This window comes from Parabacteroides sp. AM17-47, assembly GCF_003434625.1.
In the GTDB taxonomy this organism is placed as follows: Bacteria; Bacteroidota; Bacteroidia; order Bacteroidales; family Tannerellaceae; genus Parabacteroides; species Parabacteroides distasonis.
On the sequence record NZ_QTLI01000008.1, the window covers coordinates 58,251 to 74,658 of the forward strand.

A 16,408-nucleotide genomic window follows, 5' to 3' on the forward strand; every position below is an offset into this window, starting at 1 on the left:
GTAGTTCTGTATGAACTTAGTTAATCAACCATTAAAATGCAGAGAAAACATTTTTAAGTATATAGTTAATAAATAAGTGTGTTTATGAAGAAAAAGTTGACTTCTGTGCTACTATTTCTTGCATTGAGTGCAGGTGTGGTTTCAGCACAGACCTCGAAGGTTACCGGTAAGGTAATTGGGGAAGATGGAGAGCCGGTGATCGGTGCCTCTATTATCGTAAAAGGGACAACCGTGGGAACAGTCACGGATTTTGATGGAAACTTTGAACTAGAAGTACCTGCGAATGGTAAACAATTGGTTATTTCATACATCGGTATGAAATCTCAAGAAGTTGCGGCCACTTCTAATGTAAATGTAAAACTATTAGCCGATACCCAGAACTTGGATGAGGTCGTGGTTACGGCTATGGGTATCTCAAAGGAAAAGAAAGCTTTAGGTTATGCGGTTCAAGATGTGAAAGCGGATGAGTTGACGAAAGGAGCTAATACTAGTTTGTCTGGCGCATTACAAGGTAAGGTTTCTGGAGTGGAGATCTCTCCTTCTTCCGGTATGCCGGGTGCCTCTTCTAAGATCACGATTCGTGGTTCCAGATCTTTTACAGGGGATAATACTCCTTTGTATGTGATTGACGGTATGCCTGTCGCTTCAACGGCTGATGTGGACACCGGTAGTTCTGTTTCCGGTACGGACTTTGCATCTCGTGCGGTGGATATCGATCCAAACGATATTGAAAGCATTAATATATTAAAGGGACAGGCCGCATCTGCCTTGTATGGTATGCGTGCAACAAATGGAGTAATTGTCATTACGACCAAAAGTGGAAAGGGAGCCCGTAAAGGTAAACCTCAGGTCGCTTTTAATACCAGCTTATCTTTTGATAAGGTTTCAACGATGCCTGAATACCAAAAAGTGTATGCGCAAGGTACAAATGGCAAGTATAGCCCGTATGCTTCAACTTCTTGGGGACCACTAATCAGCGAATTGCCTAACGATCCGACTTATGGAGGAAATACGGATAATGAGTTTACCAAGCAATATGGTAAGCATGAAGGTATGTATTATGTACCTCAGCGGGCCGCTGCGGGATTAGACCCTTGGGCTCAACCACAAGCTTACGACAATATCAAGGATTTCTTCAACGTGGGTACGACATGGAGTAACTCCGTGAATGTAGCTCAAGCTTTTGATAAAGGTAACTATTCCTTCTCGATCGGTAATACTACGCAAGATGGTATTATTCCAAATACAGGCATGGACCGATACAACGCAAAAATGAGTGCCGAAGCTCAATTACACAAGAACTGGTCTACTGGATTTACCGGTACCTATGTAAATTCGAAGATCAGCAAGCAGTCTAGTGCCAATAATGGAATCTTAGCTACTGTTTACGGAGCTCCTTCTAGCTACGATTTAGCCGGTATCCCAAGTCATGTTGAGGGTGACCCGTATACACAAAATACATTCCGTAGCACATCAGGTTTTGACGGAGCTTATTGGGCGGTAGATAACAACGAGTTCTTGGAACGTTCACAACGTTTCTTTGGAAATACTTATTTGAAATATTCTACGAAGTTCAATACCGATAATCACAAATTGGATGTCAAGTATCAATTGGGTGTGGACTCTTATACGACTAATTATACGGATTCTTGGGGTTATGGACATGCAAATGGTTATGGAGAGATTGATCACTATGGATATTCAATCACGGAGTTGAACTCTTTGTTGACCGCTGCATATACTTGGAATATCAATGAAGATTGGTTGTTCGATGCCCTTGTTGGTAATGAATTGGTAGAGAATCAGCGGAAATTTTACGAGTCTTATGGAGCGAACTATAACTTCCCGGGTTGGAATCATATAGATAATGCTACAACTATGGTAGCATCCGAGTCATTACGCCGGAAACGCACAGTTGGTAACTTTGCTAGCATTTCATTGTCTTACGCTAACATGGTTTACTTCAACGCAACTGTTCGTAACGATATCGTATCTAATATGCCTCGTAACAACCGCTCATTCACTTATCCATCTGTTTCCTTGGGCTGGATTTTCACAGAATTAGAACCATTGAAGAATAATGTCTTGACTTATGGTAAATTACGTGCTTCTTACGCCGAAGTAGGACAGGCTGGAGATTATTATGATTCTTATTATACTACACCTGTTTACGGTGGTGGTTTTTATGGTTCTACGCCTATACAATATCCTATGAGTGGAATTACGGCGTTCACTCCATATGCTCGTGTGTATGATCCGAATTTGAAACCTCAGAACACGAAGTCTTATGAGTTAGGTGTGGATTTGACCTTCTTGAATGGTCTTTTCTCATTGAACTATACCTTCTCTCGGCAGAATGTGAAAGATCAGATATTTGAGGTTCCTTTGGCTGGTTCTACAGGCTCTGCAGAATTAGTAACCAATGGTGGCGCTATCCATACGAACGCTCATGAGATTACGTTGGGAATCAATCCGATCAATACGAAGAATTTTAAATGGGATATGGCATTTAACTTCTCTAAGATCGATAACTACGTAGATGAGCTGGCTCCGGGTGTAGAGAGTATTTTCTTGGGAGGTTTCGTTGATCCGCAGGTACGTGCAAATATTGGCGATAAATTCCCTGTAATCTATGGTACGACTTTCTTGCGTAATGACAACGGTGATATTGTCGTAGACGAAGATGGCTTGCCTCAGATCGGTAGTGAGGGTGTGATCGGTAAGGTTTCCCCGGATTTCCTCTTGGGTTTTAATACTAATTTTGAGATTTACAAATTCCGTATCGGCGCTACGTTCGATTGGAAATGTGGTGGACAGATGTATAGCGGTACATTGAACACGTTGAACTATTATGGTACAAGTATGGAGTCTGTTGAAAGTCGTACGGCCGAGACTTTCCGTTTTAGTCATCCGGCTGTAAAGCAGTTGGAAGATGGTTCCTATGTAGCTAATGACATAGATATCAAAGGCGAAGACGCTTTATCATATTATGACCGCATGACGCTTATTTCCGAAGCTGGTATCTATGACAGTGGTTTCTTGAAACTACGTGAGTTGTCCGTTAGTTATCCGGTATGGGATAAGAATGGAATCAACGTGAACTTAAATGTTTTTGCCAGAAATATCATTCTTTGGTCTGAGTTGAAAGGTTTGGATCCTGAGGCTTCTCAAGGTAATAATAATATGGGCGGTGGCTTCGAGCGCTTTTCTATGCCGGGTGCTTCGAGCTATGGCTTCGGTTTAAATGTGAAATTCTAATAAAGGAAACAAAAGATGAAACTTCAAAATATCTCAAAAAAATTATTGACGGGAGTTGTTTTCACCGCAGCCTTGGTCTCTTGCTCTGAGGATAAGATGGATGAGATCAACAAAGATCATAATCATACCACAGCAGTTCCCGCAAAGATGATCCTTACGGATGTCATGACTTCGACTGCGTTTAGCGTGGTTAGCGGCGATTTCAATTTATATGGTGGTATGTATGTGGAACATGAGACAGGTTCGCATAATCAATTCTACTATGCGGAAACCCGTTCTTCTTGTACATCGGCTTCTACCTTTAATAACTCATGGGGGGGAACCTATTCGACACTGAAAGATGCTTTGATCTCTGTCAAAGTCGCAGAAGAAGAGCAGAACTTCATAACAAAAGGCATTGCGGAACTTTTCGTGGCTTACAATTTGGCGATCTTGACAGATATGTATGGTGATACACCTTGGAAAGAGGCTTGTGACTATACAGTATCTATGACTCCCGCTATCGATAAACAAGAGGAGATTTATAAGGATATCATGGCCTATGTGGATGCCGCAATTGAAGATCTTCAGAAATCAGATCTGACGAGCCTGTCTAATCAAGATTTGATTTATAAAGGTGACGCTTCGGCTTGGCTAAAGACAGCTTATGGCTTGAAGGCTCGTTATACGATGCGCTTGATGGGACGTAGCGCTGATGTTAAGGGCGATATGGAAAAGGTGTTGGATTATATTTCCAAGTCGTACACCTCGGCAGCCGAGCAATGTAGCTATGCTATGTATGGTGTGGGTGTTAATATCAACCCATTTTTCGGAGTATTCTATTCTCGTTTAGGTGAAGTAGCCAGCCGAAGTATGTTTGATAAATTGAATGAGCGTAATGATCCGCGTATCAGACGTTGCTATGTGGAGGCTAACAGCCAAACGATGATTGCTTCTAAGGATGATCCATTATTGAATCTTGCTCATAATGGTGATTTAGTGCAAAGTCAGTTAGAATATACTGTTTCCATGTTCTGTGCAGCTCAAACCGCTCCGACTCACATCTTAAGTTATCATGAGGTATTGTTCTTAAAGGCAGAGGCTTTGTGTCGTTTAAATCGTAAGGATGAGGCAAAAGCAGTGTTGAAAGAGGCTGTTGTCGCAGGTATGGCTAATATGGAGGTTAATATCAAGTCTGCCCTCGCTTCTGATTATTGGGGAGGTTTCTTGAATGTAACAAACGAGGTGACACCGGAGGAGGCCGCTTCTTACTTTGATGAGAATGTCGCTCCCTTATTCGATGCTAATCCTTTGAAAGAGACGATGATTCAGAAATATATTTCTTTCTGGAACGCGGATGGAGAGTCTACCGAGTGCTATAATGACGTACGTCGTTTGAAGAGCTTGGGTGAGGATATTTATGGCTTGCAAAATCCGGGTAAGTTCCCGTTAAGATGTCCGTATGGTAACGATGATACTACGACTAATCCTAATATACAAGCTGCTTATGGTGATGGTCAGTATGTGTTTACCGAAAACGTATGGTGGGCTGGCGGAACTCGCTAATCAAGATATAAAAGCATAACGAGTGACAACATTCAAAAAAGGGGAAGAATATCTTAATGATATTTTTCTCCTTTCTTATAAATCCACATTCTAGCCGAACTTCAATCGTGTCTCAATCTTCTCAAGATCGCGGACAATCGTCATATCCATGATATTGCTATAGATCTCGGTAGTACGAACACTTTTATGCCCTAACAACTTTTGTACCGTAGTTATATTCGCTCCATTATATAATAATAAGGTAGCATTTGTATGCCGAGCCGTATGAAAAGATACCTTCTTATCAATACTTGCCAATTGGCTGATTCGGCGTAATTGCTTATTCACGTTTGAATTAGAGGATAAGGGAACACCAAACAGGGTTCTCGGCGCATTCTTATATCGCTCATAGATAGGTAAAGATTTACCCTCGAACAAGAGAAATAGCGGCAAACGGACACTCACGTCTGTCTTCACCGATGAATAAACCAGCCAAACCTTATCATCAATAATCAAAAAGTTCTCTTTCGTTATACTTACTATGTCTGAGAAACGTAATCCCGTGTAGCAACTAAATAAAAACATATCCAGACACCGGCGCAATGTACGCTGCCCATCCAGCTTTAAGTTTTCCAAACGACCTAACTCCTCAGGCGTTAAATGAGTACGCTTACTCTCTTGATATTTAATCTTATATTTCCGAAATGGATATTTGTGCAACTCGAACAACTCCTTATTAATCGCCAAGTTGATATATCGTTTCAAATGCTTCATATGTTTAGCGATCGTATTTCGATGATACTCCTGCTTCAATAAAAAATATTCAAAATCGCATAAGAAATTGAAATTAATATCCTTAAACAGAACGTCCTTCTTGTATAAGGATAGAACATGCAAAGTGGACAAATGGTTTTTTAACGTCGATTCTTTTAAATTACTATGTAAAATCTCCTCACGCATGAAAACAAGAAAAGAGGAAGACGTAGATATCGAAGAGGTCTCCTCACGCAGATCCTTCAACGAAAAACCGTTATTCGCTTGTCTCTTCTCCAGCTCATCTCTCTCCAACTCCATAACATAGTTCTGAAGATACAGGTTTAACGCATCCATATTCGGATGATTCTTTATGGAACGTCTCTTGTTGTCCCATTGACAAGGTTTCACATAAACCTTCGTTGAAAAATACCTCTTTTGCCTATTCAAATAGGCCTCTACTTGAATCAAAGCTTTTCCTTCCGCATTCAATTGCTTTTTTCGATTAAACACTAAGTTGTAAATTACTTTTTCCATGATACATTTATATATTATCTGATTGTAAACACGAAGGAACAATAATAAGTTCTTTGTAGCACAATCTACAAACTAAAAGTTTGTTATCACGGATTACCAACTAATAAAAAACCATATATCAAAGTAAATAAAAAGGGCCTGCCAAATACATGGCAGGCCTCTCCTACTTTTCAAGATATTAAATCATATCAATAATCTTCACCTTCCCAACCTGTTTTACGGAATCCTTTAACCGTCATCGACTTTCCATTTTGAGTCAAGGTAAATTCAATGGCATCCACTTTTGTATTGGCTTGAGTAGTATAACCATCCACAATTACTTTACCAGAGATATTGAAGGTTACAGTAGAATTTATACCATCATCCGCATGGAGCAGATTAGCGATACCATCCCCATCAAAAGATTTAGAAGCTACATCGCAATGAATCTTGCCACGTACTCCCCAGTCGTTTGTGGCAACACTCATTTTTATCCACATCTTATCCGTGGCATCATCAGTCGTATTGTAAGTATTGCAGGTCACACCTTCCGCCAAGACACCACCATCCTCACCTGTAACATTAACTACCCATTCGCCACATAAAGGATAAATGGCCGTGTATTCTATCTCGTAATCACCATAGGTCTCACAAGAAGAAAAGGTGACCAACGCCAATAAGATAACCAGTAATTTATTTATCTGTTTCATATTCAAAAAGCTTTTCTGATTAATATACATTTATAACACCCATTTATTTATGCCACCATTGTTTTTCCGCTAACGGAACTACCGCCGGAGTATTAGGGTTATAGTCTGAAGATGACTTCGGATACAATAAACGACGAGGATATTCACCCGGAGCCAACGCAGAACCAATGCAAGGAGTCAACTGCCCCCAAATATATCCTTCCTCATCCACATGCTTTGTCCCTAAAACAGGAATACCGGTACGATTGATATCAAACCATGCGTCCCATGCTTGACAACGAGTGGAAGCGATCCACTTCTGGGTCAAAATAGAGGTAAGCATTGAATTTTGGTCCGTACTATCGAAAGCATAAGGAGCACCTTCCGAAATAAACTCGGCAGCAGAATATCCCCAACGTTCAAACGCATAGTTCACACCTTGTTCATAAGCCACTTTCGCTTTAGCCACATCATTCAAACGAGCGTAAGCTTCCGCTTGCAGGAACGCTACCTCAGCAGCAGACATAAAATAAACAGGATCCGTAGGACCTAGCTTAGCCACAGAGATCATACGAGTTGTTACCGCTACCGAGTTTGGGCGGTCACCATACTTCAAAGCTGTTGTCTCGCCGGAGCCATCCGTATTAGGTGAATAAAAATCATTTAAACGAGGATCCTCATATTTTTTCAAATAATCGCAAACCGTAGCGCACGCACGAATATTTACAGTTGAATTCAATTTACGACGGTCATTCTCATACAATGGATTTGATTTATTTTCCAAATCTTGAAAACAGTCCATCTTAGCGTCTACACTCAGCAAATCTCCTTCGTCGAGCAATGCCTTGATAGCAGCTTTATTCGTATCGAAATCACGCATCAACAATTTTAGCTTTAAACTCTTCGCAAATTGAATCCACTTATTCACGTCACCAGCGAACACCAAGTCTTGTTTTGTAACCGAAGGCAAACCACCTGCGGTAGCCTCCGCCTTTTTAGCGATAATCTCATCCAACATCGCTAATAATCCCGGATAAACCACAGTCTTACTGTCATCATACTTTGGTGTAGTATTCTCATTTCCAAGGATAGCTTCTGTAAAAGGAATAGAGCCATAAGAGTCCACTAGGATATGATACATAAAGGCAGTCATAGTCTTACCCATTACCCAATAATTCCATTCTTGAGCCGATTCAGAGCTTTTGATAACCAAATCCAAGTCTGGCAGTGCTATTGAATAAGGTATAGACCACAAACGAGAATCGGATGCGTTAGTTATCGTATAGTTAACCAATGTATTATACTGGTTGGATGTATGTCCCTGCGTACATTGCTGAGACCACATGCTACCATATAATTCGTAAGTACCACCTACAATACTTGCTACTCCTGCGATACCAGAAGGAAGCAAAGTAGAAGAAGAGGCTTCCGTTGGATATTCCGGATTCTGGTTAATATCCAAATAATCGGAACAAGCTGTAGTCGCCATCAACAAGCAGCTAACCAGTCCTGTATATATTAAATTGTTTCTTTTCATACTATCTTTACTTTTTAAAGTTACTTATTATAATACGACTTTAATACCACCACCAAACGTACGGTTTGTCGGAGCCGCACCAAATTCACCAATTTCAGACAAGATGTCATTACCATAATTCGTACCTTCCGGATCTACGTAGTTGTTCTTTTTCGGGGTCCACATAAATAAATTACGTCCGATCAAACTAACTTGAACCATAGAGAATGGGGTTTGTTTCAACCATGCTTTCGGCAAAGAGTAAGAAAGTGTAATCTCTCTTAATTTCAAGTAATCTTTAGGTAAAATCCAATTTCTATACTGAGCGTAGTTGGAGGCGTTATTATAGTAGGTATTAACAGCGCTAGAAGCACCTCCCCAATGTACGATAGGTATATCATTCTCTACGTATTGACCATTTACGACTTTCACGGAATTAGGAACCACAAATGGTTCACGATTATTAAACACCGTATAAGTAGAGTTTCCGGCAAATGTAAGCAATTGAGAGGTATATGAATAGAACTCACCGCCATTACGCCAATCTAATACCGCTGATAAAGTAATCCCTTTCCATGTGAAATGCGTATTAAAGCCCATCAAGAAATTAGGAGTAGACGTTCCTACGATCTCTTTCTTGCTAGCATCAATTGTCGGCATACCGTTATTATCAACGATCACCTTACCATCATCGGTCGTGGCCAAAGCCGGAACCTTGAAAACGCCCAAAGGCTGACCTACTTCCGCAACGAAATCCACTTGATAGGAACTTGTCAATTTATACTCAGTTACATCATCCCATAACTCTTTCACCTCACTCCAGTTCTTACTGAAAGTAAAACCTAATCCCCACTCGAAATCTTTCGTACGAACAGGAATGCCATTCACTGCCAACTCGACACCTTGATTCGCAATCTTACCTACGTTGCGGGTCATAGACGTATAGCGAGACTCCGGAGCCAGACTAGCAGATATTATCTGATCTTTCGTACTCTTATTATAATAAGCAGCATCAATATCCAAGCGATTGTTAAACAGATGCGTTGTTAAACCGAACTCCCATTCTGTCGTGATCTCCGGACGAAGATCCATACTCGGCAAACGATTATACTCTGTCAAGCCTAATGTATTATTAATAGGTAAATATAAATCTCCAAAACCTAAACTGATTTGAGTCGGTGTAAAATAACTGCTAGTACGGTAAATCGGGGCATCGTTACCAGTCTGTCCCCAAGCTGCACGAACCTTCAAGAAATTCAGATAATCAGATTTCAAATCCTCAAACATATCCGTGATGATCAATGAAGTATTCACGCCACCATAGAAAAAGCTATTATTTCCTTGAGGTAAAGTAGATGACCAGTCGTTACGAATAGAAGCATTCACAAACCAGAAATTCTTGTAACCAAACTCACCTTGAGCGAACAAACCAACCAAACGGCGTCTATCAGAGTAAGTCGTAGTCATGGGCTTATCAACACCATTCGCTAGGTTAAACCATCCCGGTTGCTCCAAACCATACAGATAAGATTTCAAATAAGAACTCGTTTGTTGATTCAAGTTCCATCCAATCATACCATTCAAAGCGATATCCTCACCGATTTTATAATCCGCGTTTAAGAAAGCGGTCGCATCAATTTGCTCCACCTTGTCACGACGTTCCGTATAAGTACCGGGCTGCTGCTTCTTACCACCTAATTCACTCCAAGACCCTGAAGCGAAAGTCACTTTTTCATTCCATCTCTTTTGAGTAGCGTTCGTAAAGTCACCACCTAAACGTCCAACTGCCTTCAAACCTTTCATAATCTCAAAAGCAAGCTCGATCTTACCATAGACACGGTCGTCTTGATATTTATTACGATTATGATCTAACACCCAATATGGATTCTCCGCATAAGCTGTATAGAAGTTATCCGTATTAAAATAAGGATTCGTATAATCTTTCATTGAGCTAATATCTACATCCACGGCATGTTGCAAAATCTCAGAAAACATCGTTGCACCATCATCTCCTTGGCCAGCAGCAGCTTGTGTGATATCTTTACGGACATAGTTCAAGTTTAATTCCGCAGAAAAACGTTTATATTTCATATTACCTCTTAACGAGATTGTATTACGAGCATATGAATCAGCGTCACCCGGTAATACACCGTCAGACTTCACATTACCATAGGAGGCAACAAAACCAAGTTTATCATTACCCATACGAATCGAGACGTTATTATTCGTCTCAAAACCAGTTTCATAAAAATCACGAAGATTGTTCTTTACATACGAGAAAGGCTTAGAAAGCGGAGTTAATAAACCTTCTGAGCCGTCTGAGTAAGGTCCCCAGATATGATCACGACCATCCAAAACCGGTCCCCAAGAACCATTCTCCATAGGTCCGAAAGATCCCCATCCTTGTCCGAAACGATCTTGTGTTTGAGGAACACGCAATACGCTAGATCCCATAAATGAGCCATCGTACGTAACAGAAAGCTTCTCAGCCCCAGCCCGTTTTGTTGTCACCATGATAACACCATTAGCAGCCCGGCTACCATAAAGGGCAGTAGCGGAAGCACCCTTCAAGACTGTTACAGACTCAACATCCTCTGGGTTAATGTCATTAGCTTGGTTACCAAAATCCACGGAGTTAGAGAAAGAATCCTCACCTTGGAAATCATTCATAATAGGCACACCATCCACCACATACAAAGGTTGATTAGCACTGAAAGAACTGATACCACGCACGATTACTTTCTGAGAAGAGCCTGTAGCACCACCGCTAGTAATATTCAAACCCGCAACCTTACCAGTCAAGCCTGACATCACTGATCCAGACTTAGCGGCATTCAAATCTTCACTCTTCACAGTAGAGGCTGCATAGCCCAACGCCTTTTCCTGCTTTTTCATACCAATCGCAGTTACGACAACCTCCTCAAGATTCTGGGTACCAGACTGAAGGACTACCCTCAACACATCTTGTACCGGAACCTCACGAGCAATCATGCCCACATAAGAAATTACCAGAGTCTTCGCGGAACTTGGTACATCCAAACTGAACGCACCATCAAAATCCGTTACTGTTCCTGTAGTAGTACCTTTGACTATTACAGACGCACCAATAATCGGTTCACTGTCTTCGGCGGAAATAACAGTTCCTGTTACTTTCCTCGTCTGAGCTGTGGCCAATCCAATGCCTAAAACTAGGCAAAGTAAAAGATAAGTCAACTTCTTCATAGACACACTCTTTTTTTGTTTAACTTACATATAATTAATTCGCAATAGATTTATAGCAACATGGAAATTAAGGTTCGGACAAATGCAAATGTAACAATAAATTTATTATAACAAATAAATAATTAAAAAATTTCAATAAAATAATAAGAAAAGATAAACGGGGTAGAAAATTTGGAGACTTTTTTAGCCCCTAATTTAAATATTATAATATATACACAAGAGATTACGGCTTACATCAAGTATAAAGAATTACATATTTAACACTATGAGAGATAAAAATATACATAAAATAACAGCGAACGATTCCTGCGTACATCATGATTTTCAGACTATAACGAGGTTCCGCGAAAACTAAGTAATAATAAAAAATAACATATTGTTCATAGGTTCCGCGAAGACTCTGGTATTCTCTTATGTGGGAATGGTGGCGAAAGAAGTTCCTATCGAGCCTGTAATGAAAGTGGAGCTACAATCAGGGGCACAGAACCTAAGTGAAGTCGTTATTACAGCCATGGGTATCTCCAAAGAGAAAAAAGCTTTAGGTTATGCGGTACAAGATATAAAGTCTGATGAGTTAACGCAAGCGGCAAACTCCAGCCTATCGGGAGCCTTACAAGGAAAAGTCTCCGGATTAGAGATTAAACCATCTAGCGGTATGCCCGGTGCTTCTTCTCAGATAACGATTCGTGGAGCCCGTTCATTTACAGGGGATAACTCTCCTCTATATGTTGTAGATGGCATGCCTATTTCTTCTGCCGCAGACATGAGTACTTACGATAGCGTTAGCGGAGCAGATTATGCGAACCGAGCAGTCGATATCGATCCTAACGATATCGAGAGCATTAACATCCTGAAAGGACAAGCAGCTTCCGCCTTGTATGGTATCCGTGCCTCTAATGGTGTAATCGTTATTACAACAAAAAGTGGTAAAGGGGCAAAAAAAGGGAAACCACAAGTATCGTTTTCTTCTAACTTGAGTTTTGACAAGATTTCCAGAAAACCTCATCTTCAGAACATATACGCTCAAGGTAGTAACGGTAAATTCAATCCTAACGCTTCAACTAGCTGGGGACCTAAAATCTCAGAATTACCCAATGATCCTACCTACGGAGGAAATACAGATAATACATACACCAAGCAATCGGGCAAACATGAAGGTATGTATTACGTTCCTCAACGTGCCAATGCAGGAATGGATCCATGGACTACTCCACAAATTTATGATAATATAGGAGAGTTCTTTGATTTAGGTACGACTTGGAACAATTCATTAAATGTCGCACAAGCATTGGATAGAGGCTCTTATTCCTTTTCTTTGGGTAGTACTACCCAAGATGGTATAGTCCCTACTACAGGTATGGATCGTTACAATGTAAAATTAACAGCGGAATCCCGATTGGAAGAGCATTGGACTACCGGTTTTTCCGGAAACTTCGTGAATTCAAAAATCCAAAAATCTACCGGAGCTAATGACGGTATCGTGGCGACCGTATATCCCGCACCCGCTCATTATGATTTAGCAGGTATACCATCCCATTATGCCAATAATTTATACCAACAAAATACGTATCGCGGCACAGGAGGATTCGACGCAGCCTATTGGTCTGTCAACAACAATGAATTTACAGAAAAGACCAATCGTTTCTTTGGTAACGCATATGTAAACTTCGGTACTAAATTCAATACCGAAAATCATAAGTTAGATGTAAAATATCAAATGGGTGTAGATGCTTATACTACCCATTATCAAGATATTTGGGGATATGGACATGCGAACGGAAAAGGACAGATAGAAAACTCGGGATGGACAACAACAACGTTCAACTCTCTATTAACCGCGACTTACGCATGGAAGATCTCCGAAGCTTGGGACTTTGATGCCTTACTAGGTAATGAGATCGTACAAGACAATAATAAATATTACTGGCAATATGGTGGTACATATAATTTCCCGGGATGGAATCACATCAATAACACCGTAACTAAAGATAATGAAGAAAAGCAGAGCAGCCAACGTACAGTAGGTTTCTTTGGCAGTCTTTCTGCTTCGTATAAGAATATGTTATATTTAAATGTTACGGGCCGTAATGACTATGTATCTACAATGCCGGCAGGTAACCGCTCATTTTTCTACCCCTCCGTATCGGTAGGCTGGATATTGACAGAATTAGAACCTTTAAAGAATGAAATCGTAAATTACGCAAAAATACGTGCTTCGTACGCTGAGGTTGGACAAGCCGGGAAATACTATCAGAACTACTATACGACTCCTTCTTTTGGTGGAGGATTTTATAGCGGGACACCTTTGATGTATCCTATCGATAGCCAAAATGCTTTCACGGAATATGGGATCGTGTATGACCCTAATTTGAAACCTCAAAATACTCGTTCTTATGAACTAGGAGCGGATATTAGTTTCTTCAACAATTTGGTATCGATTAATTACACTTACTCTCGCCAAAATGTAAAAGATCAAATTTTCGAAGTACCATTAGCTTCTTCCACGGGATCAAGCAGTTTTATGACAAATGGAGGAAAGATTCACACGAACGCTCATGAGTTAACGGTGAATATCAATCCAATCCGTTTGAAGAATGTAGATTGGAATATCGGGATCAACTGGAGTAAGATCGATAATTATGTAGATGAATTGGCTCCCGGAGTAGAAAGTATCTTCTTAGGCGGATTTACGACTCCTCAAGTACGTGCGGGTATTGGTGATAAATTCCCGGTAATATACGGAGTCTCTTACGCAAGAGACGATAACGGTAACTTGATTGTCGACGAGGATGGAGTTCCCATGGCTGGTAAAGATGATGTAATCGGTAAAGTCTCTCCTGATTTCATCCTTGGTTTCAATACAAATTTACGTTTGTGGAAATTCAACATTAGCGCTGTATTCGACTGGAAGCAAGGAGGACAGATTTATTGTGGTACAAATGGTCTTCTTGACATGTATGGTGTAAGTAAAAACACTGAAAATCGAGAAGGATCATTCCTTGTTGAAGGAGTTAAGGAAGATGGTTCCAAAAACACGACACCTATATCCGGAGCGAACGAGATGCAACATTATTATGAGACTATCAATAATATCAATGAATCTTCCGTATATAATAGCTCGTTTATTAAATTAAGAGAATTAGCTGTTAGTTATCCTGTATTCCAGAAAAAATGGTTAGAAGTCAACTTGAATGTTTTCGCAAGAAATATCTTGGTTTGGTCCGAACTTGCTAACATAGACCCGGAATCCACTCAAGGAAACACGAATATGGCTGGTTCTTTTGAACGTTTCTCATTACCAACAACTTCTAGTTACGGTTTTGGTCTAAATGTTAAATTCTAAAATGATTACTCATATGAATAAATATAAGTTAACGCATGGATTATTGGCTCTGGCATTGCTGGCAGTTCCTATGATTTCTTGTACAGATAGCGTAATGGACGATATTAATGTAGACAAAAATCACGCACAGGATGTACAAGCCAAATTTATTGTAACAGACTTGATCACTTCTACCGCATTCAGCACCGTAGGAGGCGATTTCTCTACTTATGCATCTGTATATATTGAGCAAGAAGCAGGTATTCATAATCAGTTATTCAATGCCGAGACTCGAAATGGAGAACCATCTTCAACAAATACTTATAACAATGTATGGTCTTCTACCTATACCAACCTAAAGAACGCTAAAACAGTAATAGCTAAGTGTTCCGGAGAAGGAGAAGAAGCAGGTAACCAAATCACGCTAGGAATCGGACAGTTTTTCGCCGCCTATAACCTAGCGGTACTTACCGATTTATTTGGAGATGTGCCTTGGACAGAAGCTTGCGATATGAATATTAGCATGCAGCCTAAAATAGACTCTCAAGAATCTATTTACAGTGACATCTTTAAATTAATAGATGACGCTATCAGTAATTTCGATGGTACAGATGCCATGGGAGCGGTAGGAACAAACGATCTGGCTTATGGGGGCAACGGAGGTAAATGGAAAAAAGCGGCTTACGCCTTAAAAGCCCGATTAACAATGCATCTCTTAAATAGAGCATCGGACAAGACCGCTTCATTGAACACTGTCCTAGATTGCATATCTAAATCGTTTGAATCTTCAAGCGAAGAGTTAAAATTTAATTTCTATGATGGTGTTACCAATATCAATCCTCTATTTGGGTTCTGCTTTACTCGTGATGCTCTAGCCGCTAGCCAAAGTATAGTGGAAAAGTTTGTAGAACGTAACGATCCGAGGGGAACACGTGCCTTTATGGACCCGGACTGGGTACAACGTGAAGATCCTTCAGAGGTTAACGCCGCACCAAACGGGAAGCCTGAACAAGTGCAATTCACATACGACACATCCATATTTTATGGCTCTTCTTTAGCTCCGACAATGATGCTAAGTTATCATGAATTATTATTCCTGAAAGCAGAAGCTCTTTGTCGATTGAATAAAAAAGACGAGGCTGAACCAATACTAAAAGAGGCGATACAAGTAGCATTTAATAACATGAATCGTTCTATCCAAGCAACGATCAATTGCCCGGATTTATTAAATTATGGAGGGGCTACAGCAAAAGCCGATCTAACAGAAGAGGTTGCCGCTGAATATTTTGATAAGAACGTAAAACCGTTATTCGAGGCTAACCCGCTGAAAGAAACCATGATCCAGAAATATCTTGCTTTCTTTGGCGCATCAGGTGAGGCTGTCGAGGCTTATAACGATTATCGTAGATTAAAAGCGGCGGGTGAAGACTTTATCACATTAAAAAATAAAGGTAAATTCCCATTACGCTTCATTTATGGCTCTGGTGACGCAACAGCAAATAACAATATCAAGGAAGCTGTTGGCGATGGCCAATATGTATACAGCGAACCGGTCTGGTGGGCGGGTGGTAGCCGTTAAATGACCTTATAAATTCATAGTTATGATTT

The 16,408-nt window shown here is 40.4% G+C and carries 8 protein-coding genes; 4 read left to right on the forward strand and 4 right to left on the reverse strand.

Annotated elements, in window-relative coordinates:
• Nucleotides 1-84: 84 nt before the first annotated feature.
• Both DW205_RS07865 and DW205_RS07870 read left to right on the forward strand, forming a co-directional pair.
• A complete protein-coding gene (locus DW205_RS07865) occupies nt 85-3,258 on the forward strand; it encodes a SusC/RagA family TonB-linked outer membrane protein (protein WP_005865351.1) in 3,174 nt (1,057 codons plus the stop codon).
• Nucleotides 3,259-3,273: 15 nt separating this feature from the next.
• On the forward strand, nt 3,274-4,803 hold the full coding sequence (locus tag DW205_RS07870) for a SusD/RagB family nutrient-binding outer membrane lipoprotein (protein WP_005865349.1): 1,530 nt from the start codon (nt 3,274-3,276) through the stop codon (nt 4,801-4,803).
• 90 nt (nt 4,804-4,893) lie between these two features.
• Here DW205_RS07870 and DW205_RS07875 read toward each other — a convergent pair whose 3' ends face one another.
• The 4 genes from DW205_RS07875 to DW205_RS07890 form a co-directional block, all read right to left on the reverse strand.
• A complete protein-coding gene (locus DW205_RS07875) occupies nt 4,894-6,072 on the reverse strand; it encodes a site-specific integrase (RefSeq protein ID WP_005865347.1) in 1,179 nt (392 codons plus the stop codon).
• Nucleotides 6,073-6,260: 188 nt separating this feature from the next.
• Complete coding sequence (locus DW205_RS07880; protein WP_008771702.1) at nt 6,261-6,761, reverse strand: lipid-binding protein; 501 nt, start codon at nt 6,759-6,761, stop codon at nt 6,261-6,263.
• A 43-nt stretch (nt 6,762-6,804) separates the two neighbouring features.
• Nucleotides 6,805-8,277: a SusD/RagB family nutrient-binding outer membrane lipoprotein gene (locus DW205_RS07885; protein ID WP_005865342.1), complete on the reverse strand. Its 1,473-nt coding sequence runs from the start codon at nt 8,275-8,277 to the stop codon at nt 6,805-6,807.
• Between the two features lie 27 nt (nt 8,278-8,304).
• Nucleotides 8,305-11,478, reverse strand: coding sequence for a SusC/RagA family TonB-linked outer membrane protein (locus DW205_RS07890; protein WP_008778503.1), 3,174 nt, complete (start codon nt 11,476-11,478; stop codon nt 8,305-8,307).
• A gap of 400 nt (nt 11,479-11,878) precedes the next feature.
• Between DW205_RS07890 and DW205_RS07895 the strand changes: the two genes are divergently transcribed.
• Both DW205_RS07895 and DW205_RS07900 read left to right on the forward strand, forming a co-directional pair.
• On the forward strand, nt 11,879-14,821 hold the full coding sequence (locus DW205_RS07895; protein WP_082210345.1) for a SusC/RagA family TonB-linked outer membrane protein: 2,943 nt from the start codon (nt 11,879-11,881) through the stop codon (nt 14,819-14,821).
• Between the two features lie 13 nt (nt 14,822-14,834).
• A complete protein-coding gene (locus DW205_RS07900; RefSeq protein WP_005865336.1) occupies nt 14,835-16,379 on the forward strand; it encodes a SusD/RagB family nutrient-binding outer membrane lipoprotein in 1,545 nt (514 codons plus the stop codon).
• Nucleotides 16,380-16,408 lie beyond the last annotated feature (29 nt).